The 26208-nt window shown below is 70.9% G+C and carries 28 protein-coding genes; 8 read left to right on the forward strand and 20 right to left on the reverse strand.

All coding sequences use genetic code 11. The features are described 5' to 3' along the window. Positions 1 to 5: 5 nt before the first annotated feature. Genes nuoL through ACFRAC_RS18475 form a run of 12 tightly spaced genes read right to left on the reverse strand, consistent with a single transcriptional unit; the run spans position 6 to position 12869 of the window. Positions 6 to 2000, reverse strand: coding sequence for an NADH-quinone oxidoreductase subunit L (gene nuoL / locus ACFRAC_RS18420; RefSeq protein ID WP_382924898.1), 1995 nt, complete (start codon positions 1998 to 2000; stop codon positions 6 to 8). Positions 2001 to 2016: 16 nt separating this feature from the next. Then, positions 2017 to 2316: an NADH-quinone oxidoreductase subunit NuoK gene (gene nuoK / locus ACFRAC_RS18425; RefSeq protein ID WP_062664186.1), complete on the reverse strand. Its 300-nt coding sequence runs from the start codon at positions 2314 to 2316 to the stop codon at positions 2017 to 2019. Beyond that, positions 2313 to 3158 (reverse strand): NADH-quinone oxidoreductase subunit J, encoded by an 846-nt coding sequence (locus tag ACFRAC_RS18430; protein WP_382924899.1) that lies wholly within the window; start codon positions 3156 to 3158, stop codon positions 2313 to 2315. Before ACFRAC_RS18430 ends, nuoK begins: the two co-directional genes overlap by 4 nt. Then, the gene (gene nuoI / locus ACFRAC_RS18435) at positions 3155 to 3805 is read right to left on the reverse strand and encodes an NADH-quinone oxidoreductase subunit NuoI (protein ID WP_382924900.1); all 651 of its coding nucleotides are present in this window, start codon (positions 3803 to 3805) and stop codon (positions 3155 to 3157) included. The genes ACFRAC_RS18430 and nuoI overlap by 4 nt, the downstream gene beginning before the upstream one ends. Then, positions 3798 to 5162 carry an NADH-quinone oxidoreductase subunit NuoH gene (gene nuoH, locus ACFRAC_RS18440; protein ID WP_382924901.1) on the reverse strand — a complete coding sequence of 455 codons (1365 nt, stop codon included), beginning with the start codon at positions 5160 to 5162 and terminating at the stop codon, positions 3798 to 3800. The genes nuoI and nuoH overlap by 8 nt, the downstream gene beginning before the upstream one ends. Then, entirely contained in the window at positions 5159 to 7663 is a 2505-nt protein-coding gene (locus ACFRAC_RS18445; RefSeq protein ID WP_382924902.1) for an NADH-quinone oxidoreductase subunit G, read from the reverse strand. The genes nuoH and ACFRAC_RS18445 overlap by 4 nt, the downstream gene beginning before the upstream one ends. Continuing rightward, complete coding sequence (gene nuoF, locus ACFRAC_RS18450) at positions 7660 to 9009, reverse strand: NADH-quinone oxidoreductase subunit NuoF (RefSeq protein WP_382924903.1); 1350 nt, start codon at positions 9007 to 9009, stop codon at positions 7660 to 7662. The genes ACFRAC_RS18445 and nuoF overlap by 4 nt, the downstream gene beginning before the upstream one ends. Beyond that, on the reverse strand, positions 9009 to 9866 hold the full coding sequence (gene nuoE, locus ACFRAC_RS18455; RefSeq protein ID WP_382924904.1) for an NADH-quinone oxidoreductase subunit NuoE: 858 nt from the start codon (positions 9864 to 9866) through the stop codon (positions 9009 to 9011). Before nuoE ends, nuoF begins: the two co-directional genes overlap by 1 nt. After that, the gene (locus ACFRAC_RS18460) at positions 9863 to 11185 is read right to left on the reverse strand and encodes an NADH-quinone oxidoreductase subunit D (RefSeq protein WP_382924905.1); all 1323 of its coding nucleotides are present in this window, start codon (positions 11183 to 11185) and stop codon (positions 9863 to 9865) included. Before ACFRAC_RS18460 ends, nuoE begins: the two co-directional genes overlap by 4 nt. Next, positions 11182 to 11943 (reverse strand): NADH-quinone oxidoreductase subunit C, encoded by a 762-nt coding sequence (locus ACFRAC_RS18465; RefSeq protein ID WP_382924906.1) that lies wholly within the window; start codon positions 11941 to 11943, stop codon positions 11182 to 11184. The genes ACFRAC_RS18460 and ACFRAC_RS18465 overlap by 4 nt, the downstream gene beginning before the upstream one ends. Further along, entirely contained in the window at positions 11940 to 12494 is a 555-nt protein-coding gene (locus ACFRAC_RS18470) for an NADH-quinone oxidoreductase subunit B family protein (RefSeq protein ID WP_329869522.1), read from the reverse strand. Before ACFRAC_RS18470 ends, ACFRAC_RS18465 begins: the two co-directional genes overlap by 4 nt. Positions 12495 to 12509: 15 nt before the next feature. Further along, complete coding sequence (locus tag ACFRAC_RS18475; protein ID WP_030950624.1) at positions 12510 to 12869, reverse strand: NADH-quinone oxidoreductase subunit A; 360 nt, start codon at positions 12867 to 12869, stop codon at positions 12510 to 12512. 751 nt (positions 12870 to 13620) lie between these two features. Between ACFRAC_RS18475 and ACFRAC_RS18480 the strand changes: the two genes are divergently transcribed. Then, a complete protein-coding gene (locus tag ACFRAC_RS18480) occupies positions 13621 to 14442 on the forward strand; it encodes a C40 family peptidase (protein WP_382924907.1) in 822 nt (273 codons plus the stop codon). Positions 14443 to 14523: 81 nt separating this feature from the next. Here ACFRAC_RS18480 and ACFRAC_RS18485 read toward each other — a convergent pair whose 3' ends face one another. Then, positions 14524 to 15858: a geranylgeranyl reductase family protein gene (locus ACFRAC_RS18485; RefSeq protein WP_382924908.1), complete on the reverse strand. Its 1335-nt coding sequence runs from the start codon at positions 15856 to 15858 to the stop codon at positions 14524 to 14526. A gap of 47 nt (positions 15859 to 15905) precedes the next feature. Here ACFRAC_RS18485 and ACFRAC_RS18490 point away from each other — a divergent pair, with 47 nt between their 5' ends. Together ACFRAC_RS18490 and ACFRAC_RS18495 are read left to right on the forward strand one after the other, a co-directional pair. Further along, complete coding sequence (locus ACFRAC_RS18490) at positions 15906 to 16433, forward strand: GNAT family N-acetyltransferase (RefSeq protein WP_382924909.1); 528 nt, start codon at positions 15906 to 15908, stop codon at positions 16431 to 16433. 110 nt (positions 16434 to 16543) lie between these two features. Beyond that, a complete protein-coding gene (locus tag ACFRAC_RS18495; protein WP_382924976.1) occupies positions 16544 to 16855 on the forward strand; it encodes a PASTA domain-containing protein in 312 nt (103 codons plus the stop codon). Here the strand turns inward: ACFRAC_RS18495 and ACFRAC_RS18500 are convergent. The 6 genes from ACFRAC_RS18500 to ACFRAC_RS18525 all read right to left on the reverse strand — a co-directional run bounded on the left by ACFRAC_RS18500 (position 16842) and on the right by ACFRAC_RS18525 (position 22951). Continuing rightward, positions 16842 to 17537: a demethylmenaquinone methyltransferase gene (locus ACFRAC_RS18500; RefSeq protein ID WP_382924910.1), complete on the reverse strand. Its 696-nt coding sequence runs from the start codon at positions 17535 to 17537 to the stop codon at positions 16842 to 16844. The two genes, ACFRAC_RS18495 and ACFRAC_RS18500, sit on opposite strands and share 14 nt — an antisense overlap. A 61-nt stretch (positions 17538 to 17598) precedes the next feature. Then, entirely contained in the window at positions 17599 to 18198 is a 600-nt protein-coding gene (locus tag ACFRAC_RS18505; protein WP_382924911.1) for a hypothetical protein, read from the reverse strand. Between the two features lie 7 nt (positions 18199 to 18205). Then, a complete protein-coding gene (mqnC, locus tag ACFRAC_RS18510; protein ID WP_382924912.1) occupies positions 18206 to 19405 on the reverse strand; it encodes a cyclic dehypoxanthinyl futalosine synthase in 1200 nt (399 codons plus the stop codon). 124 nt (positions 19406 to 19529) lie between these two features. Next, positions 19530 to 20267 (reverse strand): prepilin peptidase, encoded by a 738-nt coding sequence (locus tag ACFRAC_RS18515; protein WP_382924913.1) that lies wholly within the window; start codon positions 20265 to 20267, stop codon positions 19530 to 19532. After that, complete coding sequence (locus tag ACFRAC_RS18520; RefSeq protein ID WP_382924914.1) at positions 20267 to 21853, reverse strand: serine/threonine-protein kinase; 1587 nt, start codon at positions 21851 to 21853, stop codon at positions 20267 to 20269. The genes ACFRAC_RS18515 and ACFRAC_RS18520 overlap by 1 nt, the downstream gene beginning before the upstream one ends. Before the next feature lie 249 nt (positions 21854 to 22102). Next, the gene (locus ACFRAC_RS18525; protein WP_382924915.1) at positions 22103 to 22951 is read right to left on the reverse strand and encodes a menaquinone biosynthetic enzyme MqnA/MqnD family protein; all 849 of its coding nucleotides are present in this window, start codon (positions 22949 to 22951) and stop codon (positions 22103 to 22105) included. 308 nt (positions 22952 to 23259) lie between these two features. Here ACFRAC_RS18525 and ACFRAC_RS18530 point away from each other — a divergent pair, with 308 nt between their 5' ends. Beyond that, entirely contained in the window at positions 23260 to 23463 is a 204-nt protein-coding gene (locus tag ACFRAC_RS18530; protein WP_003992177.1) for a cold-shock protein, read from the forward strand. A 111-nt stretch (positions 23464 to 23574) separates the two neighbouring features. Here the strand turns inward: ACFRAC_RS18530 and ACFRAC_RS18535 are convergent, their stop codons facing one another. Next, complete coding sequence (locus ACFRAC_RS18535) at positions 23575 to 24123, reverse strand: helix-turn-helix domain-containing protein (protein ID WP_382924916.1); 549 nt, start codon at positions 24121 to 24123, stop codon at positions 23575 to 23577. An 81-nt stretch (positions 24124 to 24204) separates the two neighbouring features. Between ACFRAC_RS18535 and ACFRAC_RS18540 the strand changes: the two genes are divergently transcribed. The 4 genes from ACFRAC_RS18540 to ACFRAC_RS18555 are packed head-to-tail and all read left to right on the forward strand — an operon-like array spanning position 24205 to position 26173. After that, positions 24205 to 24888 (forward strand): AzlC family ABC transporter permease, encoded by a 684-nt coding sequence (locus ACFRAC_RS18540; protein ID WP_382924917.1) that lies wholly within the window; start codon positions 24205 to 24207, stop codon positions 24886 to 24888. Then, positions 24885 to 25208 carry an AzlD domain-containing protein gene (locus tag ACFRAC_RS18545; RefSeq protein ID WP_382924918.1) on the forward strand — a complete coding sequence of 108 codons (324 nt, stop codon included), beginning with the start codon at positions 24885 to 24887 and terminating at the stop codon, positions 25206 to 25208. The genes ACFRAC_RS18540 and ACFRAC_RS18545 overlap by 4 nt, the downstream gene beginning before the upstream one ends. A 25-nt stretch (positions 25209 to 25233) precedes the next feature. Further along, complete coding sequence (locus ACFRAC_RS18550; protein ID WP_382924919.1) at positions 25234 to 25473, forward strand: hypothetical protein; 240 nt, start codon at positions 25234 to 25236, stop codon at positions 25471 to 25473. Between the two features lie 49 nt (positions 25474 to 25522). Next, positions 25523 to 26173 carry a methyltransferase domain-containing protein gene (locus ACFRAC_RS18555; RefSeq protein ID WP_382924920.1) on the forward strand — a complete coding sequence of 217 codons (651 nt, stop codon included), beginning with the start codon at positions 25523 to 25525 and terminating at the stop codon, positions 26171 to 26173. The last annotated feature ends 35 nt before the right edge of the window (positions 26174 to 26208 follow it).

The following is a 26208-nucleotide window of genomic DNA, read 5'->3' on the forward strand; positions in this document are numbered from 1 at the left end:
CGGTATCAGACCGCCCTCATCAGCAGGGTCGCGGCGACGAGGATCGCCGCACCGCCGAACATCGAGACCGCGTACGACCGCGCGAAGCCGTTCTGGAACCTGCGCATCCGTCCGGACAGACCGCCGACCGAGGCCGCCGTGCCGTTGACGACACCGTCGACCAGGGTGTGGTCGACGTAGACCAGGGAGCGGGTGAGGTGCTCGCCGCCGCGGACCAGGACGACGTGGTTGAAGTCGTCCTGGTACAGGTCGCGCCGGGCGGCCCGGGTGAGCAGCGACCCGCGCGGGGCGACCGCCGGGACCGGGCGCCTGCCGTACTGGGCCCAGGCGAGGGCGACGCCGATGACCATGCACGCGACGGTCGCGCCGGTGACGGTGCCCGCGCTGATCGGCGGATTGCCGTGCGCGTGCCCGGTGATGGGCTCGAGCCAGTGCACGAAGCCGCTCTGCCAGTTGAACACGAAGCCGGCCGCCACCGACCCGATGGCCAGCACGATCATGGGGATCGTCATGACCTTGGGCGACTCGTGCGGGTGCGGCTCCGCGTGCTCTGAGGGTGCCCCCGGGCCCTCGACGCTCTGGGGGCGGGTCTCGGCGGCGGGCTCCGCGCCGGGCTCGGCCGGGGAGGCGGTCCTGGTGTGCCGCCAGCGCTCCTCGCCGAAGAACGTCATCAGCATCACGCGGGTCATGTAGTACGCGGTGATGGCCGCGCCGAGCAGGGCGCAGCCGCCGAGGATCCAGCCCTCGGTGCCGCCCTTGGCGAACGCCGCCTCGATGATCTTGTCCTTGGAGAAGAAGCCGGACAGGCCCGGGAAGCCGATGATGGCGAGGTAGCCGAGGCCGAAGGTGATGAAGGTGACCGGCATGTACGTGCGCAGACCGCCGTACTTGCGCATGTCGACCTCGTCGTTCATGCCGTGCATGACCGAACCGGCGCCGAGGAACAGCCCGGCCTTGAAGAAGCCGTGCGTCACCAGGTGCATGATCGCGAAGACGTAGCCGATGGGGCCGAGGCCCGCGGCCAGGACCATGTAGCCGATCTGCGACATGGTCGAGCCGGCCAGCGCCTTCTTGATGTCGTCCTTGGCGCAACCGACGATCGCACCGAACAGGAGTGTGACGGCGCCGACGATCGTGACGACCAGCTGTGCGTCGGGCGCCGCGTCGAAGATGGCGCCGGAGCGGACGATCAGGTAGACGCCCGCGGTCACCATCGTCGCGGCGTGGATGAGGGCCGAGACCGGGGTCGGGCCCTCCATCGCGTCCCCGAGCCAGGACTGCAGCGGCACCTGGGCGGACTTGCCGCACGCGGCGAGCAGCAGCATCAGGCCGATCGCGGTGAGCTTGCCCTCGCTCGCGTCCCCGGCGAGACCGGGCTCGCCCTCGCCGCCGAGCAGCGGCCCGAAGGCGAAGGTGCCGAACCAGAAGAACATCAGCATGATCGCGATGGACAGGCCCATGTCGCCGACGCGGTTGACCAGGAAGGCCTTCTTCGCGGCGGTGGCGGCGCTGGGCTTGTGCTGCCAGAAGCCGATCAGCAGGTACGAGGCGAGACCGACGCCTTCCCAGCCGACGTACAGCAGCAGGTAGTTGTCGGCGAGGACGAGCAGCAGCATCGCCGCGAGGAACAGGTTCAGGTAGCCGAAGAAGCGGCGGCGGCGCTCGTCGTGCTCCATGTACCCGATCGAGTACACGTGGATCAGCGACCCGACGCCGGTGATCAGCAGGACGAACGTCATGGACAACTGGTCGAGGCGGAAGGCGACGTCCGCCTGGAAGCCCTCGACCTGGATCCAGCTGAACAGATGGCTCGTCAGGGTCCGCTCCTCGGCGCCCTTGCCGAGCAGGTCGGCGAAGAGGACCACGCCGAAGGCGAAGGAGACGAACGACAGGAGCGTGCCGATCCAGTGGCCGACGGCGTCGAGCCGCCGGCCACCGCACAGCAGTACGGCCGCTCCGAGCAGGGGCGCCGCGATCAGCAGCGCAATCAGGTTCTCCACGATTTCTTCCGACCCCTCAGAGCTTCATCAGGCTGGCGTCGTCGACCGAGGCCGAGTGGCGGGAACGGAACAGCGACACGATGATCGCGAGCCCGACGACGACCTCCGCGGCGGCCACGACCATCGTGAAGAAGGCGATGATCTGGCCGTCCAGATTGCCGTGCATCCGGGAGAACGCCACCAGCGTGAGGTTGCAGGCGTTGAGCATCAGCTCGACGCACATGAAGAGGACGATCGCGTTGCGCCTGATCAGCACGCCGGTGGCGCCGATCGTGAACAACAGGGCCGCGAGGTAGACGTAGTTGACCGGGTTCACTTGGACGCCTCCTCCGGACGCTTGAAGGTGGACGGCTCGATCGGCGTCCGCTCCAGGCGCTCCGCCGCGCGCTGCTCCAGGGCCCGCAGGTCGTTGAGCGCCTCGGTGGACACGTCACGGATCTGGCCGCGCTCGCGCAGCGTCTTGCTGACGGTGAGGTCGGACGGGGTGCCGTCGGGCAGCAGACCGGCGATGTCCACGGCGTTGTGCCGGGCGTAGACGCCGGGCGCCGGGAGCGGCGGGACGTGCTTGCCCTCGCGCACGCGCTCCTCGGACAGCTCCCGCTGGGTCTTGGCGCGCTCGGTGCGCTCGCGGTGCGTGAGGACCATGGCGCCGATCGCGGCGGTGATCAGCAGGGCGCCGGTGATCTCGAACGCGAAGACGTACCTCGTGAAGATGAGGGTGGCCAGGCCCTCCACGTTGCCGTTCGCGTTGGCCTGCGCGAGGCCGTCGAACTGCCGCAGCGACGCGTTCCCGATGCCGGCGAACAGCAGGATGCCGAAGCCGAGGCCGCACAGAAGGGCCAGCCAGCGCTGGCCCTTGATGGTCTCCTTCAGGGAGTCCGCGGCCGTCACGCCGACCAGCATCACCACGAAGAGGAACAGCATCATGATCGCGCCGGTGTAGACGACGATCTGCACGACGCCCAGGAAGTACGCGCCGTTGGCCAGGTAGAACACCGCAAGGACGATCATGGTGCCGGCGAGGCAGAGCGCGCTGTGCACGGCCCTCTTGAGGAAGACGGTGCCCAGGGCGCCGAGCACGGCGACGGTGCCGAGGATCCAGAACTGCACGGCCTCGCCGGTGGAGGTGGAGTAGGCGGCGGCGATCTGAGCGCTCATCGGCCGACCGCCTTCCCCGAGGCCGGCTCGTCCTCGCCGAAGGTCGAGGCGCCTTCCTGCGGGGCCTCGCCCTTGGAGACCGCGACCTGCCGGGTCGTGCCCGGCGCGGCCTCCGTCACCAGCCCCCGGTAGTAGTCCTGCTCGTCGGTGCCGGGGTAGATGGCGTGGGGCGAGTCGACCATGCCCTCCTCCAGACCGGCGAGCAACTGCTCCTTGGTGTAGATGAGGTTGGCGCGGCTGGAGTCCGCCAGCTCGAACTCGTTGGTCATCGTGAGCGCGCGCGTGGGGCACGCCTCGATGCACAGGCCGCACAGGATGCAGCGGGCGTAGTTGATCTGGTAGACGCGGCCGTACCGCTCGCCCGGCGAGTAGCGCTCCTCGTCGGTGTTGTCGGCGCCCTCCACGTAGATGGCGTCGGCGGGACAGGCCCAGGCGCACAGCTCGCAGCCGACGCACTTCTCCAGGCCGTCCGGATGGCGGTTGAGCTGGTGCCGTCCGTGGAAGCGCGGAGCGGTGGTCTTCTGCTGCTCCGGGTACTGCTCGGTCAGCCGCTTCTTGAACATGGCCTTGAAGGTCACGGCGAAGCCGGCCACGGGGTTCTGGAAGCTGGGCTTCGTCTGCCCGGCCTCCTTGGGCTCCTCAGCCATCGGACGCCTCCTTTCCATCCAGAGATCCGTCACTGTGAGTATCGGACCCGCCACTGACAATCAGCTCCCGCTCCCGGCTCGGCCGGCGCCGCGGGACCGGCGGCAGCTCCTGTCCGGGCAGCGGCGGTACGGGGAAGCCACCGGCCATCGGGTCGAACCCGGCGGGCTCCTCGGCGGGTTGCGCCGCGCCCTTCGCCCGCTCGCGGAACAGGTCCGCGATGACGGAGAGCAACAGCAGCGCGATGACTCCGCCGCCGACGTACAGGGCGATGTCCGCGAAGTCGTAGTTCTCGTTGCGCAGCGTCCGCACGGTCGCGACCAGCATCAGCCAGACGACGGAGACCGGGATGAGGACCTTCCAGCCGAGCTTCATCAGCTGGTCGTAGCGCACGCGCGGGAGCGTGCCGCGCAGCCAGATGAAGAAGAACAGCAGCAGCTGCACCTTGATGACGAACCAGAGCAGCGGCCACCAGCCGTGGTTCGCGCCCTCCCAGAAGGAGCTGATCGGGTAAGGCGCCCGCCAGCCGCCCAGGAAGAGCGTCACGGACACCGCCGAGACCGTCACCATGTTCACGTACTCGGCGAGCATGAACATCGCGAACTTGATGGACGAGTACTCGGTGTTGAAACCGCCGACCAGGTCGCCCTCGGACTCCGGCATGTCGAAGGGGGCGCGGTTGGTCTCGCCGACCATCGTCACGATGTAGATCAGGAACGACACCGGCAGCAGGACGATGTACCAGCGGTCGTGCTGCGCCTCGACGATCGCCGAGGTGGACATCGACCCGGAGTAGAGGAACACCGAGGCGAACGCGGCGCCCATCGCGATCTCGTAGGAGATCATCTGCGCGCACGAGCGCAGACCGCCGAGCAGCGGGTACGTCGATCCGGAGCTCCAGCCCGCGAGCACGATGCCGTAGATGCCGACCGAGGCGACCGCGAGGATGTAGAGCATCGCGATCGGCAGGTCGGTGAGCTGCATCGTGGTGCGCTGGCCGAAGATCGAGATCTCGTTGCCGGCCGGGCCGAAGGGGATCACCGCGATCGCCATGAAGGCCGGGATGGCCGCGACGATCGGCGCGAGGACGTACACCACCTTGTCGGCGCGCTTGACGATGACGTCTTCCTTGAGCATCAGCTTGATGCCGTCGGCGAGGGACTGGAGCATGCCCCAGGGGCCGTGCCGGTTGGGGCCGATGCGCAACTGCATCCACGCGACGACCTTGCGCTCCCAGACGATCGAGAACAGCACGGTCACCATCAGGAAGGCGAAGCAGAACACCGCCTTGACGACGACCAGCCACCAGGGGTCGCGGCCGAACATCGAGAGGTCTTCAGCGGCGAGGAAAGGGCTCATGCCTCCACCTCCTCGGGGGCCTCGGACGCGAGGGTCGCCGGGCCGATACGGACGAGTGAGCCGGGCAGCACCCCGGCGTCGGAGGCGACGCCCGCGCCGGCGGAGTTCAGCGGCAGCCACACCACCCGGTCGGGCATCTCCGTGATCTGGAGCGGCAGTTCGACGACCCCGGCGGGCCCGGTGACGGCGAGCACGTCGCCGTCCTTCACGCCCGCCTCGGCGGCCGTGGCGGCCGACACGCGCGCGTGGGCGGCGTGCCGGGTACCGGCGAGCGCCTCGTCGCCCTGCTGGAGCAGGCCCTGGTCGAGCAGCAGCCGGTGCCCGGCGAGGACGGCCTCACCGGCCGCCGGACGCGGCAGCTGGGCGGCGATCTCCAGCGGCTGGGCGGCCCGCGGACCGTCCCAGGAGCCGAGCCGGTCGATCTCCGCGCGCGTGGTGCGCAGGTCGGGCAGCCCCAGGTGCACGTCCATCGCGTCGGCCAGCATCTGCAGGACCCGCGCGTCGGCCGGGGCCGGCCGGCGGGTCGACTGGTCGGGCTTCAGCGCGGCCTCGAAGAAGCGCACCCGGCCCTCCCAATTGAGGAAGGTGCCGGCCTTCTCGGCGACGGCGGCCACCGGCAGCACCACGTCGGCGAGCTCCGTCACCTCGCTGGGCCGCAACTCGAGCGAGACCACGAAGCCGGCCTCGGCGAGCGCCTCGCGCGCGCGTGCCGGGTCGGGCAGGTCGGCGACCTCGACGCCCGCGACCAGCAGGGCCTGGAGCTCGCCGCGCGCGGCGGCCTCCACGATCTGCCCGGTGTCACGGCCGTAGCGGGAGGGGAGTTCGGCCACGCCCCACAGGGCGGCGACCTCGTCCCGCGCGCGCGGGTCGGTCGCGGGACGCCCGCCGGGTAGCAGCGACGGCAGCGCGCCCACCTCGACGGCGGCCCGCTCCCCGGCCCGGCGCGGGATCCACACCAGCTGGGCGCCGGTGGCGGCCGCGGCCCGCACGGCGGCGGTGAGCCCGCCCGGGACGGCGGCCAGCCGCTCGCCGACGACGATCACTGCACCCTCGGTGCGCAGCGCCCCGGCCGCCTCGGCGCCGGGGCCCTCCAGGCCGGTGCCGGCGGCGAGCGCGTCCAGCCACTTGGTCTCGGTGCCGGGAGCGGCGGGCAGCAGGGTGCCGCCGGCCTTCTCCAGGCCCCGGGTCGCGTGCGTGGCCAGGGAGAAGACCCTCTGGCCGTGCTTGCGCCACGCCTTGCGCAGCCGCAGGAAGACGCCGGGTGCCTCCTCCTCGGCCTCGAACCCGGCCAGCAGGACGGCGGGCGCGTTCTCCAGGGAGGTGTAGGTGACTCCGCTGCCGTCGAGGTCACGGCCGCGACCGGCGATCTGGGCGGCGAGGAAGTCGGCCTCCTCGCCGCTGTGCGCCCGCGCGCGGAAGTCGATGTCGTTGGTGTCGAGGGCCACGCGCGCGAACTTGCTGTACGCGTAGGCGTCCTCGACGGTGAGCCGGCCACCGGTCAGCACACCGGTCCGGCCGCGCGAGGCGAGCAGCCCCTGGGCGGCGATCTGGAGCGCCTCCGGCCAGGACGCCGGTTCGAGGTCGCCCTCGGCGTTGCGCACCAGCGGGGTGTCCAGCCGGTCGCGCTGCTGGGCGTAGCGGAAGGCGAAGCGCCCCTTGTCGCAGATCCACTCCTCGTTGACCTCGGGGTCGTCCGCCGCGAGGCGCCGCATGACCTTGCCGCGCCGGTGGTCGGTGCGGGTGGCGCAGCCGCCCGAGCAGTGCTCGCACACCGACGGCGAGGAGACCAGGTCGAAGGGCCGGGAGCGGAATCGGTACGCCGCCGAGGTGAGCGCGCCGACCGGGCAGATCTGGATGGTGTTGCCGGAGAAGTACGACTCGAACGGGTCGCCCTCGCCGGTGCCGACCTGCTGGAGGGCGCCGCGTTCGACCAGCTCGATCATCGGGTCGCCCGCGACCTGGTTGGAGAACCGGGTGCAGCGGGCGCACAGCACGCACCGCTCGCGGTCGAGCAGCACCTGCGTGGAGATCGGGACGGGCTTCTCGTACGTGCGCTTCCTGCCCTCGAAGCGGGACTCGGCGGCGCCGTGCGACATGGCCTGGTTCTGCAGCGGGCACTCGCCGCCCTTGTCGCAGACCGGGCAATCCAGCGGGTGGTTGATGAGCAGGAGCTCCATCACACCCTTCTGCGCCTTCTCCGCGACCGGCGAGGTGAGGTGCGTCTTCACGACCATGCCGTCGGTGCACGTGATCGTGCAGGACGCCATCGGCTTGCGCTGGCCCTCGACCTCGACGATGCACTGGCGGCAGGCGCCGGCCGGGTCGAGGAGCGGGTGGTCGCAGAAGCGCGGGATCTCGATGCCGAGCTGCTCGGCGGCCCGGATGACCAGGGTGCCCTTGGGCACGCTGATCTCGGCGCCGTCGATCGTCAGCGTCACGAGGTCCTCCGGCGGGACCGCCGCCTCTCCCCCTCCGGAGGGAGCGCTGGTGGTCACAGTCATGCGTTCACCTCCGTGCGGTGGTCGGCCCAGGCCGTCGACTTGGCGGGGTCGAAGGGGCAGCCACGGCCCGTGATGTGCTCCTCGTACTCCTCGCGGAAGTACTTCAGCGAGGAGAAGATCGGCGAGGCGGCACCGTCGCCGAGGGCGCAGAAGGACTTGCCGTTGATGTTGTCGGCGATGTCGTTCAGCTTGTCGAGGTCGCTCATCACGCCCTTGCCGGCCTCGATGTCGCGCAGCAACTGCACGAGCCAGTACGTGCCTTCGCGGCAGGGCGTGCACTTGCCGCAGGACTCGTGGGCGTAGAACTCGGTCCAGCGGGTGACGGCGCGGACCACGCAGGTCGTCTCGTCGAAGCACTGGAGCGCCTTGGTGCCGAGCATGGAGCCGGCGGCGCCCACCCCTTCGTAGTCGAGGGGGACGTCGAGGTGCTCGTCGGTGAACATCGGCGTGGACGAGCCGCCCGGCGTCCAGAACTTCAGCCGGTGGCCGGGCCGCATGCCGCCGCTCATGTCGAGCAGCTGGCGCAGGGTGATGCCGAGCGGCGCCTCGTACTGGCCGGGGCCGGCGACATGGCCGCTGAGCGAGTACAGCGTGAAGCCCGGGGACTTCTCGCTGCCCATCGAGCGGAACCACTCCTTGCCCCGGTTCAGGATGGCGGGAACCGACGCGATCGACTCGACGTTGTTCACCACGGTGGGGCAGGCGTAGAGACCTGCCACGGCCGGGAAGGGGGGACGCAGTCGCGGTTGACCACGGCGGCCTTCGAGCGAGTCGAGCAGCGCGGTCTCCTCACCGCAGATGTACGCGCCGGCTCCGGCGTGCACGGTGAGTTCGAGGTCGAGTCCGCTGCCCAGGACGTCCTTGCCGAGGTAGCCCGCCGCGTAGGCCTCGCGCACGGCCTCGTGCAACCGCCGCAGGACGGGGACGACTTCACCCCGCAGATAGATGAAGGCATGCGACGACCGGATGGCGTAGCACGCGATCACGATGCCCTCGATGAGGCTGTGCGGGTTCGCGAAGAGGAGGGGGATGTCCTTGCAGGTCCCCGGCTCCGATTCGTCGGCGTTGACCACCAGATAGTGCGGCTTTCCGTCTCCCTGCGGAATGAACTGCCACTTCATCCCGGTGGGGAATCCCGCGCCGCCGCGCCCGCGCAGACCGGAGTCCTTGACGTAGGCGATGAGGTCGTCCGGCGACATCGCGAGCGCCTTGCGGAGTCCCTCGTACCCCTCGTGCCTGCGGTAGACGTCGAGCGTCCAGGACCGGTCCTCGTCCCAGAAGGCCGACAGCACGGGTGCGAGCAGCTTCTCGGGACTGTTCTCCTTCAGCTCCGCTGTCAATGTCATCACTCCCCCTCCTCGGCGACAGGCCCCGCCGGGTGGGCCGGGTCGGACGCGGACGAATCCTGCGGCGCGTCGTGCGAGCTGAGGTGTTCAGCCGGCGACGGTTGGTGCACGGTCCTGTCCTGCGGCTCGTCGCGCGGATGGACCACGCGCGCGGGTGCGGCCTCTCCCCTGGCCAGGCGGAGGCCCACCAGCGACGCCGGTCCGGCGCTGCCGCCCTCCTCGACGGCTCCGGGCCGCTCGTCGGGGAAGCCGGCCAGGATCCGCGCGGTCTCCTTGAAGGTGCACAGGCGGGCCCCGCGTGTGGGCGCCACGTCACGGCCGGCGCGCAGGTCGTCGACGAGCCGCTTGGCGCTGTCGGGGGTCTGGTTGTCGAAGAACTCCCAGTTGACCATCACGACCGGGGCGTAGTCGCAGGCCGCGTTGCACTCGATGTGCTCCAGGGTGACCTTGCCGTCGTCGGTGGTCTCGCCGTTGCCGACGCCCAGGTGTTCCTGGAGCTCCTCGAAGATGGCGTCGCCGCCCATGACCGCGCACAGCGTGTTGGTGCACACGCCCACCTGGTAGTCGCCGGACGGCTTGCGGCGGTACATGGTGTAGAAGGTCGCGACCGCGGTGACCTCGGCCGTGGTCAGGCCGAGCACGTCCGCGCAGAACTGCATCCCGGTGCGCGTGACGTGGCCCTCCTCCGCCTGCACGAGGTGCAGCAGCGGCAGCAGGGCGGACCGCGAGTCCGGGTAGCGGGCGACGATCTCGCGGGCGTCGGCCTCCAGCCGGGCGCGCACGTCGTCCGGGTAGCCGGGGGCGGGCAGTTCGGGCATGCCCAGGCTGACGCCCCGCTCGGAAGATGAGGTGGTCACCGGTCGACGCCTCCCATCACGGGGTCGATGGACGCGACGGCGACGATGACGTCGGCGACCTGGCCGCCCTCGCACATCGCCGCCATGGCCTGCAGGTTGGTGAAGGACGGGTCGCGGAAGTGGACCCGGAAGGGGCGGGTGCCTCCGTCGGAGACGGCGTGCACCCCGAGTTCCCCCTTGGGCGACTCGACGGCCGCGTAGGTCTGTCCCGGCGGGACGCGGAAGCCCTCGGTGACCAGCTTGAAGTGGTGGATCAGGGCCTCCATGGAGGTGCCCATGATCTTCTTGATGTGGTCGAGGGAGTTGCCGAGCCCGTCGGGTCCCAGGGCGAGCTGGGCGGGCCAGGCGATCTTCTTGTCGGCGACCATGACCGGGCCCGGCTCGAGCCGGTCCAGGCACTGCTCGACGATCCCCAGCGACTGGCGCATCTCCTCCAGGCGGATCAGGAAGCGCCCGTAGGAGTCGCAGGTGTCGGCGGTCGGGATCTCGAAGTCGTAGGTCTCGTAGCCGCAGTACGGCTGCGCCTTGCGCAGGTCGTGCGGGAGGCCGGTGGAGCGCAGGATCGGGCCGGTGGCGCCGAGGGCCATGCAGCCGGCCAGGTTGAGGTAGCCGACGTCCTGCATACGGGCCTTGAAGATGGGGTTCCCGGTGGCGAGCTTGTCGTACTCCGGGAGGTTCTTCCTCATCTTCTTCACGAACTCGCGGATGTGGTCCACCGCGCCGGGCGGCAGGTCCTGCGCGAGTCCGCCGGGGCGGATGTACGCGTGGTTCATCCGCAGGCCCGTGATGAGCTCGTAGATGTCGAGAATCATTTCACGATCACGGAATCCGTAGATCATGATCGTGGTGGCGCCGAGCTCCATGCCGCCGGTGGCGATGCACACCAGGTGGGAGGAGAGCCGGTTCAGCTCCATCAGGAGCACTCGGATGATCTTGGCGCGCTCGGTGATCTCGTCCTCGATGCCGAGGAGCTTCTCCACGGCGAGGCAGTATGCCGTCTCGTTGAAGAAGGACGTCAGGTAGTCCATGCGCGTCACGAACGTGGTGCCCTGCGTCCAGGTCCGGTACTCGAGGTTCTTCTCGATACCGGTGTGGAGGTAGCCGATGCCGCAGCGGGCCTCGGTGACCGTCTCGCCCTCGATCTCCAGGATCAGGCGCAGCACTCCGTGGGTGGACGGGTGCTGGGGGCCCATGTTGACGACGATGCGCTCGTCGTCGGCCTTGGCCGCGGACTCGACGACCTCGTCCCAGTCGCCGCCGGTGACGGTGTAGACCGTGCCCTCGGTGGTTTCACGGGCGGATGCTGACTGCGTGCTCACGAGTACGACCTCCGCTGGTCCGGAGCCGGGATCTGGGCGCCCTTGTACTCGACGGCGATGCCGCCGAGGGGGTAGTCCTTGCGCTGCGGGTGGCCCTGCCAGTCGTCCGGCATCATGATCCGCGTCAGGGCGGGGTGACCGTCGAAGACGATGCCGAAGAAGTCGTACGTCTCGCGCTCGTGCCAGTCGTTCGTCGGGTACACGGAGACGAGCGACGGGACGTGCGGGTCGCTGTCCGGGACGCTGACCTCCACGCGGATCAGCCGGTTGTGGGTGATCGAGCGCAGGTGGTAGACGGCGTGCAGCTCGCGGCCCTTGTCGTGCGGGTAGTGGACGCCGCTGACGCCCGTGCACAGCTCGAACCGCAGGGCCGGGTCGTCGCGCAGGGTGCGGGCGACGCGGAGCAGGTGCTCGCGTTCGACGTGGAAGGTCAGTTCGTCGCGGTCGACGACCGTCTTCTCGATGGCGTTGTCGGGCAGCAGGCCCTGTTCCTCCAGCGCGCCCTCGAGTTCGTCGGCGACCTCGTCGAACCAGCCGCCGTAGGGACGGCTCGCCGGTCCCGGGAGGCGGACCGAGCGGACCAGGCCGCCGTATCCGGAGGTGTCGCCGCCGTTGCCGGCGCCGAACATGCCGCGCTGGACGCGGATCTCCTCGCCGCCCTGGCCGCGCCGGCCGGGGAGGTTGGAGGCGGACAGGTCCTTCTCGGGGTTCGCCCCGTTCGACCCGTTCGCCCCGTTGGTGCCGTTGGCGTCGCTCACCGCAGCAGCCCCTTCATCTCGATCGTGGGCAGGGCCTTGAGCGCCGCTTCCTCCGCCTCACGGGCCGCTTCCTCGGCGTTGACCCCGAGCTTGGAGCCCTGGATCTTCTGGTGCAGCTTGAGGATGGCGTCCAACAGCATCTCGGGCCGTGGCGGACAGCCCGGGAGATAGATGTCGACCGGGACGATGTGGTCGACGCCCTGGACGATCGCGTAGTTGTTGAACATGCCGCCCGAGGAGGCGCAGACCCCCATGGAGATCACCCACTTGGGGTTCGGCATCTGGTCGTAGACCTGCCGGAGCACCGGCGCCATCTTCTGGCTGACCCGGCCGGCGACGATCATCAGGTCGGCCTGGCGCGGCGATCCGCGGAAGACCTCCATTCCGAAGCGCGCCAGGTCGTAGCGGCCGGCGCCGGTCGTCATCATCTCGATGGCGCAGCACGCGAGGCCGAAGGTGGCCGGGAAGACGGACGCCTTGCGCACCCAGCCCGCAGCCTGCTCGACGGTGGTCAGCAGGAATCCGCTCGGCAGCTTTTCTTCGAGTCCCATGTCGTTAAAGGCCCCTCAGTCCCATTCCAGGCCGCCGCGCCGCCATACGTACGCGTACGCGACGAAGACGGTGAGCACGAAGAGCAGCATCTCCACGAGCCCGAAGATCCCCAGGGAGTCGAAGGTGACGGCCCAGGGGTAGAGGAAGACGATCTCGATATCGAAGATGATGAAGAGCATCGCCGTCAGGTAGTACTTGATGGGGAAGCGCCCGCCACCGGCCGGCGTGGGGGTCGGCTCGATTCCGCACTCGTAAGCCTCGAGCTTGGCCCGGTTGTACCGCTTCGGACCGATCAGCGTGGCCATGACCACGGAGAAGATCGCAAAGCCTGCCCCGAGGGCTCCCAGTACGAGGATGGGCGCATACGCGTTCACCGCTCCTCGCTCCTCTCAGTCGGCACTGACTGCATGGGGGTCCCCCCTGGTCGAGCGGAGCCGAGACCTGGGGGAGGTTGCACTGGGCTCACGGCCACCCCACCGGTCCCACGAACACCGCTCGTCCCGGCGAAGATCGAGAACATGTGAAGCAGGTCACAAGCCCAACTGCCTCGCATCTTATGCCTGCCGGTCTGTGATCTGCGACACGGGGTATTGCACAAGCTTTGTGATCTCCACCACCTGACGAACGATCATGAACACGGATGAGCGGTGATCTTCGCACCTGAAGCGTCCGAGTGATCACCAGAGGTGACATTTTCGCTCGTCGGCGCAGCTCAGAGGGGGCGTCTCCATATCAAGAGGCTTCCCTTGCATGCAAATTGGAGTTGGACCGACGGACTTGATAGGGGACCGCGTTCACACATCAGAGGGAGCGGCGGGGTCCGATGTGGACGCGTGCGCGCGTTCACGAACTCCACAGGCGCGATCCGGACTCCGGACGCGCCCGCGACCGTAACCGTTGCGTGACCTCCGCCACACCTGTCAGGGGTCCGTGAGAACCGGGCTTGGCCAATGGTCCCAACCAGTGGTAAGCGCGGGGCAATTAGGACTTAATGATGAAAGCCCTTGATCACGGGCAGGATGACGGCCGTCCGTAATGTCCGTTACGGCGTCAATAAAGGGCGCTCCGCCGGGAATTTGGGGCGTCCGTTGAACAACTGTGGCGCAGCCCACGTTTCTTGAAGGTATGGAGGAGCCCCTGATACCGGTTGTACCCATGTCCCACACCGCTCACATACGCAGCCACCGGAAGCCCCGCCGCACCGCGTCGACCACGATCGCGATGCGTGCCGGAGTCGCCGGTGGCGTCCTCAGCATGGCGGCGGCTGGTGCTGCGGCCACGGCGAACGCCGCCGAGCCGGTCACGCAGACCATCGAACTGCCCACCCTCTCGGGGGACCTGGCGGACCAGCTCGCCCAGTCCGCGGACGCCACGCAGCTGGCGGCGGCGAACTACGAGCTCGAGGCCGAGCGTGACGCGGCCGCCGCCGCGGCGGCCCAGGAGGCCAGGAAGGACCTCGCACAGGCCAAGAAGAAGGCCGAGGCGAAGAAGAAGGCCGAGGAGGCCCGTAAGGCCGCCGCAGAGGCCGCCGCGTCGCGCAGCACCGAGCGCGCCACCCTGTCCGCCTCCGCGAGCGTCTCCGCCCCCGCCAGCGGCAGCGTCGCGACGGTCGTCTCCTTCCTCAAGGCTCAGGTCGGCGACGCGTATGTCATGGGTGCCACCGGCCCCAACGCGTGGGACTGCTCCAGCCTGGTGCAGGCCGCCTTCAAGCAGGTCGGCGTCGACCTGCCGCGGGTCTCCCAGGACCAGTCGATGGCCGGCACCGACATCCCGCTGTCGCAGGTCCAGGTCGGCGACATCCTCTACTGGGGCGGCAAGGGTTCCGCCTACCATGTGGGCGTCTACATCGGTAACGGCCAGTACCTGGACGCGGCCAACCCCTCCAAGGGCGTCGTCATCCAGGACCTGTCGGGTTACCCGGCGTCGGGCGCGGTCCGCGTGCTCTGAGCCGTACAGATCGCCGTAAGGGCCGCAGCCGCTCGGGGGCAGCGGCCCTTACGCGTGCCCGGAGTTCCCCGGGCGGGGCGGTCAGGCCTTCGGGGCCACCTTGCTCAGGCCGTTGATGATCCGGTCCATCGCGTCGCCGCCGGTCGGGTCCGTGAGGTTCGCCAGGAGCTTCAGCGTGAACTTCATGAGCATCGGGTGGGTCAGACCGCGCTGCGTGGCGATCTTCATGACCTTGGGGTTGCCGATGAGCTTCACGAAGGCGCGGCCCAGCGTGTAGTAGCCGCCGTAGGTGTCCTTGAGGACCTGCGGGTAGCGCTGGAGGGCCATCTCCCGGCCCGCGGGGGTCGAGCGGGCGTGCGCCTGGACGATGACGTCGGCGGCGATCTGCCCGGACTCCATGGCGTAGGCGATGCCCTCGCCGTTGAAGGGGTTCACCAGGCCGCCGGCGTCGCCGACGAGCAGCAGGCCCTTGGTGTAGTGCGGCTGGCGGTTGAAGGCCATCGGCAGGGCGGCGCCGCGGATCGGGCCGGTCATGTTCTCCGGGGTGTAGCCCCAGTCCTCCGGCATCGAGGCGCACCACGCCTTCAGGACCTCGCGCCAGTCCAGTTCCTTGAAGGAAGCGGAGGTGTTGAGCACGCCGAGTCCGACGTTGGACGTGCCGTCGCCCATGCCGAAGATCCAGCCGTAGCCCGGCAGCAGGCGGTCCTCGGCGCCGCGGCGGTCCCACAGCTCCAGCCAGGACTCCAGATAGTCGTCCTCGTGGCGCGGGCTGGTGAAGTACGTGCGCACCGCCACGCCCATCGGGCGGTCCTCGCGGCGGTGCAGCCCCATCGCCAGGGACAGCCGGGTGGAGTTGCCGTCGGCGGCGACGACCAGCGGCGCCCGGAAGGTGACCTCGCGCTTCTCCTCGCCGAGTTTGGCGTGGACGCCGGTGATCCGGCCGGTGCGGTCGTCGATGATCGGGGCGCCGACGTTGCAGCGCTCGAAGAGCCGGGCGCCCGCCTTCTGGGCCTGGCGGGCGAGTTGCTCGTCGAAGTCGTCGCGCTTGCGGACGAGTCCGTAGTCCGGGAAGGAGGCGAGATCCGGCCAGTCCAGCTGGAGGCGCACGCCGCCGCCGATGATCCGCAGGCCCTTGTTGCGCAGCCAGCCGGCCTCCTCGGAGATGTCGATGCCCATGGCGACGAGCTGCTTGGTGGCGCGGGGGGTCAGCCCGTCGCCGCAGACCTTCTCCCGCGGGAACTCGGTCTTCTCCAGGAGCAGTACGTCGAGTCCGGCCCTGGCGAGGTGGTACGCGGTGGTGGAGCCGGCTGGGCCCGCTCCGACGACGATGACATCGGCGGTGTTTTCGGAGAGGGGCTCGGTCACGGCGGGAACTCCCCAAGGTTCGGAATCTGCGTGCCGACGGGCACTGGACATGGGCAGTCTATGCAGCACAATTGATCACCCGGCTGAAGGGCTGCCCTGTGAACCGAGCTCTGCCCGTAGTACGGCTGCGTGTGCCCACCGACGAGGACGCGGTGGCCTGGCACCGGGCCTTCGCCCATCCCGACGTCATGGAGTTCCACGGCGGCCGGGCCGCCGGACTCTCCGTCTACGAGGAGCTCACCGCCCGCCAGCGCCGGCACGACGCCGAGCGCGGTTTCTGTCTGTGGACGATGCTCGACGAGGACGACCGGGTCATCGGCTTCACCGGCGCCCAGCCCTGGGAACGGCAGTGGGGTCCCACCGGGGAGATCGAGATCGGGTGGCGGCTCGCCCGGGAGCACTGGGGCAAGGGGTACGTCACGGCGGCCGCGCTCCAGACGCTGGAGCGGGTGCGGGCCGCCGGGGTGCCGGGGGTCGTCGCGATGGTGGACGCCCGCAACGAGCGGTCGATCGCGGTGACGCGGCGGCTGGGGATGCGGCTCGCGGAGGTCTTCAGCACGCCGGACGCCCGGCGGGGACACTGCTACCGGCTCGACCTGGACGCCCCGGCCGGACACGCAGAGTAACCGACTGTCACAGAAAGACACTTGGCGCTTCCGGGCGGCACCCCCGGGCGGTTACCCTGCAGGTACCGCTGGGGGTGACATCTGTGCACACAACACCCACGACACCCGAGGTGCGGGTCCCGCGACTCGTCGGACTGATGGCCATGGACGCCCGTGAGGCGGCCAAGTCCCACGGCCTGTCCCTGACCGCACCCGACCGGCCGGACTTCCCGCTCGTCGTCGTCGACTACGTCGTCCGTCAGTACCCGCAGCCCGGCACCCCGGTGCCGCGGGACTCGACGGTCGCCGTCTGGTTCGACTTCGGCGAGGGAGAGGGCGGCGGAGGGGTGCGCGAGCCGCGCATACCGCGCCCGCCGTCGGGCGGCAGGCCCCGCGCGCTCGACGAGCCCGGAGACCCCTACCCCGTGGTCAGCTCTGCTTGAACCCGCGGTGCAGGGCGACGACCCCGCCCGTCAGGTTCCGCCAGGCCACCTTGGACCAGCCCGCCTTGCGCAGCCGCTCGGCGAGGGCCGGCTGGTCGGGCCAGGCGCGGATGGACTCGGCGAGGTAGACGTACGCGTCCGGGTTCGAGGACACCGCGCGGGCGACCGGCGGCAGGGCGCGCATCAGGTACTCGGTGTAGACGGTGCGGAAGGGCGCCCACGTCGGGTGCGAGAACTCGCAGATGACGACGCGGCCGCCGGGCCGGGTCACCCGGTGCATCTCGCGCAGCGCGGTGTCGAAGTCCTGCACGTTGCGCAGCCCGAAGGAGATCGTGACGGCGTCGAACGTGTCGTCCCGGAACGGCAGTCGGGTCGCGTCGCCCGCGGTGAACGGCAGCCAGGTGTGCTTGCGCTTGCCGACCTGGAGCATGCCGAGGGAGAAGTCGCAGGGGACGACGTAGGCACCGGTCTGCGCGAAGGGCAGCGAGGAGGTGGCCGTGCCGGCGGCGAGGTCGAGGACCTTCTGCGCGGGGCGGGCGTCGACGGCGCGGGCGACCTCCTTGCGCCATCTGCGGTCCTGCCCGAGCGACAGCACGTCGTTGGTCAGGTCGTACCGTTCCGCCACGTTGTCGAACATCGAGGCGACTTCGTGCGGCTGCTTGTCCAGGGATGCGCGGGTCACACGCCCATTCTTGCAGCCGCTCCCTGGTCCGCCCGCGGCGGCTTCCGGGACGGCCGCGCGGTCAGCGCCGGCGGTGCACCAGGCGGCCGGCCACGACGGTGGCCACGCAGGTGGACGCACCCTCCCGGACGAGGGCCGCGCGGTCGGGCACGTCGAACACCGCGAACCGCGCGCGCTTCCCGGCGGCGAGGCCCGGCAGCAGGACGAGCGGCACCGGCGAGAGCGCCGGAGGGCCGGGCAGTGCGGCCGGGCGTCCCGCCAGGGCGAGCCCGGCCCTGCGGACCGCGTCCAGGGCCTCACGGCTGCGCAGTTCACCGGCGATCGCGACCGTGCCGTGCGCCAGCAGGCGCTGGACCCCGCGGCGGGCGCTGGCTCCTCGCACGGACGGTCCCGCGCCGAGGAGGTCCCGCGCACGCTCGCCGAACACCGGCCCGGTGCCGAGCCGGTCCGCCTCGCGCGGGTCGGGGTGGTAGGCCTGCTCCAGCAGTTCCGGGCCGTACGGGTTGAGCAGTCCAGGTGTCAGGATGCCGGGCCACTTGCGCAGCCGGGCGTCGGGATGGGCGGCAGCCAGTTCCTCGTACGGGCCGACGGCGGCGATGTGCGCGCCGTCGACAAGGACGGCGCTCTCGGGCGAGGCGTCGGCGACGTGAAGGGTCAGCACGGGGACGTCAGTTGGAGGCGAGGATCTTCAGCTCGGGGTGCGCCGTGCCGCCCTCGATCGCCGTCGAGGAGATGTGGGACATGACGCGGCTGTCGACGGGGTCGTTCGCCGGGTCGTCGTGCACGACGAGGTGCTCGTACGTCGTCGAGCGCTGGGCCGGGACCCGCCCCGCGGAACGGATCATGTCGATCATCTCCTGGAGGTTGGAGCGGTGCTTGGCACCGGCCGCCGAGACGACGTTCTCCTCCAGCATGACCGAGCCCAGGTCGTCCGCGCCGTAGTGCAGCGTCAGCTGGCCCGCGTCCTGGCCGGTGGTCAGCCAGGAGCCCTGGATGTGGGCGATGTTGTCCATGAAGAGCCGGGAGATCGCGATCATCCGCAGGTACTCGAAGATCGTGGCCTGCGTCCGGCCCTTCAGGTGGTTGTTCATGGGCTGGTACAGGTACGGGATGAAGGCCCGGAAGCCGCCCGTGCGGTCCTGCACGTCACGGATCATCCGCAGGTGCTCGATCCGCTCGGCGTTGGTCTCGCCGGTGCCCATCAGCATGGTGGAGGTGGACTCCACGCCCAGGTTGTGGGCGGTCTCCATGATCTCCAGCCAGCGCTCGCCGGACTCCTTGAGGGGCGCGATGGCCTTGCGGGGGCGCTCGGGCAGCAGCTCCGCGCCCGCGCCGGCGAAGGAGTCGAGGCCGGCCGCGTGGATCCGCTGGATCGCCTCCTCGACGCCGACCTTGGAGATCCGGGCCATGTGCTCGACCTCGCTCGCCCCCAGGCTGTGGATGACGAGCTGCGGGAACTCCTTCTTGATGGCCGCGAAGTGCTTCTCGTAGTACTCGACGCCGTAGTCCGGGTGGTGGCCGCCCTGGAACATGATCTGGGTGCCGCCGAGTTCGACGGTCTCCGCGCAGCGCCGCAGGATGTCGTCGAGGTCGCGGGTCCAGCCCTTGGCCGTGTCCTTCGGCGGGGCGTAGAAGGCGCAGAACTTGCACGCCGTGACGCACACGTTCGTGTAGTTGATGTTCCGCTCGATGATGTACGTCGCGATGTGCTCGGTGCCCGCGTAACGGCGGCGGCGCACGGCGTCGGCGGCGGCCCCGAGCGCGTGCAGCGGGGCGTCGCGGTAGAGGTCGAGCGCTTCCTCGGGGGTGATCCGCCCGCCCGCCGCGGCACGGTCGAGCACAGACTGGAGGTCGGCCTTCTCGGTCACCGGGGGCGTCCCTTTCGTCAAGTAATCAAGAGGTGTGCGCGGAGCGCGCTCTTCATAAGGATGGGGGTGGGAGACGGGTGGGCGGACCGAACCAGCGTACGCCAGGCCCCTGACAGGGCCGACGTCAGGCCGCGTACGCCCCGATCAGCACCCCCGCGAGCGCTCCGCCGAGGAGGAACGGGCCGAAGGGGATCGCCGAGGTGCGCCCGGCCCGGCGCAGGGCGACCAGACCCCAGCCGTACAGCGCTCCGGACAGGAACCCGGCGAAGGTGCCGAGCATGACCGTCGGCCAGCCGTACCAGCCCAGGACCGCGCCCGCGCCGAGCGCCAGTTTCACGTCGCCGAAGCCCATGCCGTCGGGGTTGAGCAGATGCAGGCCGTAGTAGAAGGCGCCGAGCGCGAGGGACGCCGCCACGGCGGTCGGCCAGTGCCCGGCGTGCTCGGGGACGGCGGCGACCAGGCCCAGCAGGGCGAGCGCGCCGCCCGCGAGGGAGAACGTGAGCGGGTCGGGGAGGCGCCGCACCCGGAGGTCGACGACCGTGAGCAGGACGCCGCCGGGCGCCAGCAGCAGCCAGGCGCCCAGCTCGGGCCGGGTGCCGGTGGCGGCGGCGAGGGCGGCGCAGACCACGGCGGTGACGAGGACGGGCACGGTGGCGCCCGGTCCGTGGCGGGCACGGGGCCCGCACCGCCGGCAGCCGGCCGGGCCGAGCCATCCCGGCACCGGGTGGCCGGCCGGGCAGTGCGCCCGCCACGGCTCCTCGCCGGGCGCGGAGAAACGGTAGGCGGCCCGGGGCAGCAACGCCCCCGCGATCGCTCCCCACAGCGCGGCCACGGCGACGACGACCGGGGTGCTCACCTCCATCAGCCGCTCCCCTGGCCGGTCTTGGACAGGCGGGCCTCGGGCTCGCCCTCCGCCGAGCTCTCCGAGCGGTACACGAGGTCGTCGCCCGCCGGTGTGATGCGGACGGTGTGCGGTTCGGGGTTGCAGCCGGCGTGGTTGCCCTTCGCGCCCACGGACGTCACGACGAGCTGTCGCGCCGTCACCTTCTTCAGGGTGAGGACGTCGTTGCAGACACCGCCGAGCAGATCGGTCTGGCGCAGCCTGCCCAGTTCCTCGCCGACCTCCGCCTTGTGCACGGTGAGCCGGAAGGTGCCGGCGGGCAGGGAGCCGCCCACGGCCGTGGCCTTCCCCTCCCAGGTGCCGAGGTACCGGGCGGGGACGGAGCCCTCCGTCGCACCCGGCGTCCGGGACGGGGCGGCGTCGGAGCCCGCGCTCGTGTCGCGGTCGTCGGCGCCCCGGCCCGGCATCCGGTCGAGGACGACGACGGCGGCGAGCGTGACCGCCGCGAGGGCGCCCGCGACGGCCAGGGTGACCGTGCAGCTCACCCTGCGCCCGCGAGCCGCGACGGACACACCGGGCTCGGCGGGAGGGGACGCGTCGGTGGAGTCGTCGGGTGCGGGCACCGCGTCACGGGGCGCGGGCACCGGGGCGGGCATCACCGGGGCCGGCCCGAACTCGCCGACCGCGACCGGCCGGCTGAGGGCGTCCTCCCCGGCCTCCAGGTTCAGCAGCCGCACGGCGCCCCGGCTGACCTGCTCGACCAGCGGCCCGGGCAGCCAGCCGCCCGCCATCAGCCGGGCCGCGCCCTCGGGCGCCAGCCGCGCGGCCAGCTCGCCCGGGGCGGGCCGCGCTCCCGGCTCCTTGGCCAGGCACCGGGCGACCAGTTCGCGCAACGTGTCGTCCAGGGCGTCGAGCTCGGGCTCCTCGTGGACGACCTTGTAGAGCAGGGCTGCCGAGGTGTCCCCGGAGAACGGCGGTTCGCCGGCCGCCGCGTAGGCGAGCACGGCGCCCAGCGAGAAGACGTCCGCCGCCCCCGTGACGCCCTTGCCCAGGATCTGCTCGGGCGCCATGTAGCCGGGTGAGCCGATGGAGACGCCGCTGGAGGTGAGGGAGGCGGTGCCGTCCAGGGCCCGTGCGATGCCGAAGTCGATCAGCAGGGGGCCGTCGAGGGTCAGCAGGACGTTCGACGGCTTGACGTCCCGGTGCACCAGCCCCAGGTCGTGCACCGCGGCCAGCGCCTCCGCGAGTCCGGCCCCGAGGGCCCGTACGGACGCGGCGGGCAGGGCGCCGGAGTCGGCGACGGCACTTGAGAGCGAGGGACCGGCCGCGTACCCGGTGGCCACCCAGGGCACCGCGGCCTCCGGGTCGGCATCCAGCACGGGCGCCGTCCACGCGCCGCCCACCCGCCGGGCCGCGTCGACCTCCCGCCGGAAGCGGGTGCGGAACTCCTCGTCGAGCGCGAGGTGGGGGTGCACGATCTTGACAGCGACCGTGCGGCCCCCGGAGCTGCGGCCGAGGTAGACCCGGCCCATCCCGCCGGAGCCGAGCCGTCCGAGGATCCGGTACGGCCCGACGACCGTGGGCTCGTCCATGCCGAGTGGCTGCATCGGCGTCCACCTCTCCCCCGTACGGCCCAGCACCCCCGCCAACTTCGCAGCAGATTAGTGCGGATCGGGTCCGCGTTCTCCGGCGCGGGCCGGAACTGCCCCCGCCGGCCCGTCAGTCCGATGGGCGCGGGCCTCATGGGTGAAGGTCCCGGCGGGAGAACGCCTTCCACGGCCTTCCGTACATGCGGACGGCACGCAGAAGACCTCACCCATGACGCCTCGCCGGTGCCGGCTTCGGGGGCCGGGCGTTCACGGATGGAGCAGTTCGACCTTCACGTCCGCGGGAAATCCCGTGGTCGGCCCGACGCGGCGTGCGAACTCCGCGACCGCTTCCAGCTGGGGTGCGCCGAAACGGAAGTCGAGCGTCGTGAAATACCGCTCCAGGACCTTCTCGTCGAAGGCCTCCCAGCGCGCCGCCTGTTCCGCGACCTTGCCGACCTCGTCCAGGGAGAGGTTGCGCGAGGCGAGGAATGCCTCGTGGACCTTGCGGGTGATGTCCGGCTCCCGCTCCAGATAGTCGCGGCGCGCCGCCCACACGGCGAAGACGAAGGGCAGGCCGGTCCACTCCTTCCAGAGCGAACCCAGGTCGTGCACCTGGAGCCCGTAGCGCGGGCCGTCGAGGAGATTGGCCCGCAGCGCCGCGTCGCCGATGAGGACCGCCGCCTCCGCCTCCTGCATCATCACGCTGAGGTCGGGCGGGCAGGTGTAGTAGGCGGGACGGACGCCGTACCGCTCGGCGAGCAGCAGTTGGGCGAGCCGGACCGAGGTGCGGGAGGTCGAGCCGAGGGCGACGCGGGCGCCGTCCAGCTGGTCGAGGGGGACCTGCGAGACGATCACGCAGGACATCACCGGTCCGTCGCAGCCGACGGCGATGTCGGGGAAGGCGACCAGATCGCCGGCGTTGCGCAGGAACTCGACGAGCGTGATCGGGCCGATGTCGAGATCGCCGCGCACCAGCTGCTCGCTGAGCTTCTCCGGGGTGTCCTTCGTCAGCTCGAAGTCGAGGAGCGTGCCGGTTCTCGCGAGCCCCCAGTACAGAGGCAGGCAGTTGAGGAACTGGATGTGGCCCACGCGGGGGCGGGTGCGAGAATTGTCCACATCGCGAGACTAGACCCCATGGAGTAGCGTCCGGTCTTCAGGGTCGTGACATGCAGGTCATCGGCTTCGGTCAACTCCCGACACGGATCTTCAAACCTCCGAGTGAAGTGATCTTGACCTCTATTGCTTTCGGCCGCCTGCATGCTAGGCTCGCCGCAAGTTGCAGTTTGGTTTCCCTTGCAGTACAGAGCCTGCGGAGCATGTAACCGCGGGCTCTAGTCGTTTTCAGACGTATGCAGATGTGCGGCACTCGTTTTCACACTTGCAGGTTCTGGAGCAGGGCAACCCTTTGGGCCCAAGGAGGGCTTATGGCTACCGGAACCGTGAAGTGGTTCAACGCCGAAAAGGGCTTTGGCTTCATCGCCCAGGAAGGCGGCGGCCCCGACGTCTTCGTTCACTACTCCGCGATCAACGCGAGCGGCTTCCGCTCGCTGGAGGAGAACCAGCAGGTCTCCTTCGACGTGACCCAGGGCCCGAAGGGCCCGCAGGCGGAGAACGTCACCCCCGTCTGATCTTCGGTCCTCGGAGCCTGGTGCTTTGATCCGGAACTGAGCGCAGTACCCAAGGAGCCCCGCGCCGCAAGGCGTCGGGGCTCCTGCCTTTTTTCCTTCACGGGGCCGTTCTCACACGTGCTGCATGACGAGGACGAAGAAGGTCCCCGGCTCCAGCCCCTCGTACGCGTGCGGCACGTCGCCGCGGTACGTCATGTAGTCCCCGGGGCCCAGCTCCGCCTCCTCGCCGCGCGGTCCCGCCTTCACCCGGCCCGCCCCGACGATCAGGTGCTCCACGGTGCCCGGGATGTGCGGCTCGGACTCACGGGCCGCGCCCGGTTCCGCGCGCAGGTGGTAGATGTCCCGCCGGGCGCCCGGCGGACTCGCGGAGAGCAGGGTGGCGACGTAGTCGGCGCGCTCGGACGCCACCGCGGGCCCCTCGCCCGCCCGGATCACCTGGACCGCGGGGGCCGGCGGCTCCACCAGCGTGCTGAACGGCACCCCGAGCGCCACGCCGAGCGCCCACAGCGTCTCCACGCTGGGATTCCCGCCGCCGCCCTCCAGCTGGGAGAGCGTGGACTTCGCGATGCCCGCCCGTTTGGCCAGCTCGGACAGGGACAACCCGGCACGGGCGCGCTCGCGGCGCAGGGAGGTGGCGATCCACGTGAGGGGCTCACCCATCGGCTCACTTCCAGTCGTTCGTTCTGCCGGTCCATCTGTTCGCCTTGACGAACAGCGACCCAGCTGTTCATTCTGGGAAACATGCGTTCGCTGCTCCGAACACCGATGATGGCACCCCTGGTGCGCGACAGCGCCCTCATGTGGCTGGCGACCGGGGTCGTCGGCGTGTCCTTCGGCGCGATCGCGGTGGCCGGCGGGCTGCCGCTCTGGGTGCCGGTGGCCATGTCGCTCGTCGTGTATGCGGGGTCGGCGCAGTTCAGCGCCGTCGGGCTGCTGCTGGCCGGGGGCGGGCCGCTCGCCGCGGTGGCCACCGGCCTGATCCTCAACACCCGTACCGCGGCCTTCAGCCTCGCCGTGGCGGACGTCCTGGGGCCGGGCCGGCTCGCCCGCCTGGCCGGCGCGCACCTGGTCACCGACGAGACGGTGGCGTTCACGCTGGCGCAGCAGGACCCGGCCCGCCGCCGGGCCGCGTTCTGGGTGAACGGCCTCGGCATGTTCGCCGCCTGGAACACCGGCGTCCTGGCCGGTGCCTTCGCCGGGACCGCGCTCGGCGACCCGGCGACCTACGGACTCGACGCCGCCTTCCCGGCGGTGCTCGTGGCGCTGGTGCTGCCGGTCCTGCGCAGGGACCGCTCCGTGCGCAGGGCGGCGCTGCTCGGCGCCGCGCTCGCCCTCGCCGTCACCCCGGCCGTCCCGGCGGGCGTGCCCGTGCTGCTGGCGCTCACGGGCCTGGTGGCCCACGGCGGGAAGGGCGGTACGGCATGACCTCCACGACGGCGACGGTCACCGTGATCCTGGTGCTCGCGGCCGGGACGTACGCCTTCCGGCTGGTGGGCCCGGCGCTGCACGGACGGATCGCGCTGCCCGCGCGGGTGCGGCGGTTGCCGGCGGCCGGCGCGGTGGTGCTGCTCGTGGCACTGCTGGCCACGGGAGCGCTGACGGAGGGCGGCGGGTTCGCCGGCTGGGCCCGCCCGGCGGGGGTGCTGGTGGGCGGCGTCCTCGCGTGGCGGGGCGCGCCGTTCCCGGTGGTGGTGCTGGCGGCCGCGGGGTCGGCCGCGCTGCTGCGGGCGGTGGGGGTGGCGTGAGCGGTCCGCGTGGGAGGATCGCCGGATGACAAGCGGTGAGAACGGCGGCGGCCGGGAGCGGGACACGGGCCTGGCGACCGGTGTGTCGCTCGGGATCTCCCTGGGCCTGGCGCTCGGCGTCGTGCTCGGGACGACGGTGTTCGACAACCTGGCCCTCGGGTTGGGCCTGGGCATGGGGGTGGGCGTGGCGGGCGGCGCGGCGCTGGGCGGCGCGCGCGGCGGTGGCCGCATGGGCGCGGGCGGCAAGGGCCGGGAACCCGAGTAGGGCGCGGGCAGGGTCCCTGCCCCGCAGGCAGCCACTAGGGTCGCGGGCCATGACCGAAGCCGACTTCCTGACCGCCACCCGCACCTTCTACGACGCCATCGCCGAGGACTACGCCAGGCTCTTCGAGGACGAGATGGCCCAGCGGCCCCTGGAGCGTGCCGTGCTGCGGGTGTTCGCCGAACTCGCGGGCGGCGCCGGACCGGTGGCCGACCTGGGCTGCGGGCCCGGCCGGACCACGGCCCGCCTCGCCGCGCTGGGCCTGGACGTGTTCGGCGTCGACCTGTCGGAGTCGATGCTCGCGATCGCCCGCCGGGAGAACCCCGGGCTGCGGTTCGAGCGGGGGTCGATGCTGGAGCTGGACCTGCCGGACGGGGCGCTGTCCGGTGCCGTGTCGTTCTACTCCTCCATCCACCTCCCGGAGGACCGGCTGCCGGCGCTCTTCGCCGAGTTCCACCGGGTGCTGGCGCCGGGGGCTCCCCTGCTGGTCGCCTTCCAGGCGGGGGACGAACACCGGCACCACGACCGGCCGTTCGGGCATCCGGTCGCGCTGACCTTCCTGCGCCGCCGCCCGGACGACATGGCCGCGCTGCTGACGCGGGCCGGTTTCGCCCTGCACTCCCGCACGGTCCGGGAGGCGGACCCCGCCCTCGACGAGACGTCCCCGCAGGCCTTCCTGCTCGCCCGCAGGGGCACCGCCTGAGACCGGGGACCGTCCCGCCTGAGACCGGGGACCGT

Origin of the sequence: Streptomyces sp. NPDC056628, from assembly GCF_042792555.1 — a bacterium.
In the GTDB taxonomy this organism is placed as follows: Bacteria; Actinomycetota; Actinomycetes; order Streptomycetales; family Streptomycetaceae; genus Streptomyces.

Bases quoted from the DNA above. Each gene is read 5' to 3' on its own strand.
- ACFRAC_RS18430 (WP_382924899.1), bottom strand. From the start codon at position 3,158: ATGAGCGCTCAGATCGCCGCCGCCTACTCCACCTCCACCGGCGAGGCC.
- nuoI (WP_382924900.1), bottom strand. From the start codon at position 3,805: ATGGCTGAGGAGCCCAAGGAGGCCGGGCAGACGAAGCCCAGCTTCCAG.
- nuoH (WP_382924901.1), bottom strand. From the start codon at position 5,162: ATGAGCCCTTTCCTCGCCGCTGAAGACCTCTCGATGTTCGGCCGCGAC.
- ACFRAC_RS18445 (WP_382924902.1), bottom strand. From the start codon at position 7,663: ATGACTGTGACCACCAGCGCTCCCTCCGGAGGGGGAGAGGCGGCGGTC.
- nuoF (WP_382924903.1), bottom strand. From the start codon at position 9,009: ATGACATTGACAGCGGAGCTGAAGGAGAACAGTCCCGAGAAGCTGCTC.
- ACFRAC_RS18470 (WP_329869522.1), bottom strand. From the start codon at position 12,494: ATGGGACTCGAAGAAAAGCTGCCGAGCGGATTCCTGCTGACCACCGTC.
- ACFRAC_RS18480 (WP_382924907.1), top strand. From the start codon at position 13,621: ATGGAGGAGCCCCTGATACCGGTTGTACCCATGTCCCACACCGCTCAC.
- ACFRAC_RS18485 (WP_382924908.1), bottom strand. From the start codon at position 15,858: ATGTCCAGTGCCCGTCGGCACGCAGATTCCGAACCTTGGGGAGTTCCC.
- ACFRAC_RS18515 (WP_382924913.1), bottom strand. From the start codon at position 20,267: ATGGAGGTGAGCACCCCGGTCGTCGTCGCCGTGGCCGCGCTGTGGGGA.
- ACFRAC_RS18520 (WP_382924914.1), bottom strand. From the start codon at position 21,853: ATGCAGCCACTCGGCATGGACGAGCCCACGGTCGTCGGGCCGTACCGG.
- ACFRAC_RS18530 (WP_003992177.1), top strand. From the start codon at position 23,260: ATGGCTACCGGAACCGTGAAGTGGTTCAACGCCGAAAAGGGCTTTGGC.
- ACFRAC_RS18535 (WP_382924916.1), bottom strand. From the start codon at position 24,123: ATGGGTGAGCCCCTCACGTGGATCGCCACCTCCCTGCGCCGCGAGCGC.
- ACFRAC_RS18540 (WP_382924917.1), top strand. From the start codon at position 24,205: ATGCGTTCGCTGCTCCGAACACCGATGATGGCACCCCTGGTGCGCGAC.
- ACFRAC_RS18545 (WP_382924918.1), top strand. From the start codon at position 24,885: ATGACCTCCACGACGGCGACGGTCACCGTGATCCTGGTGCTCGCGGCC.
- ACFRAC_RS18550 (WP_382924919.1), top strand. From the start codon at position 25,234: ATGACAAGCGGTGAGAACGGCGGCGGCCGGGAGCGGGACACGGGCCTG.
- ACFRAC_RS18555 (WP_382924920.1), top strand. From the start codon at position 25,523: ATGACCGAAGCCGACTTCCTGACCGCCACCCGCACCTTCTACGACGCC.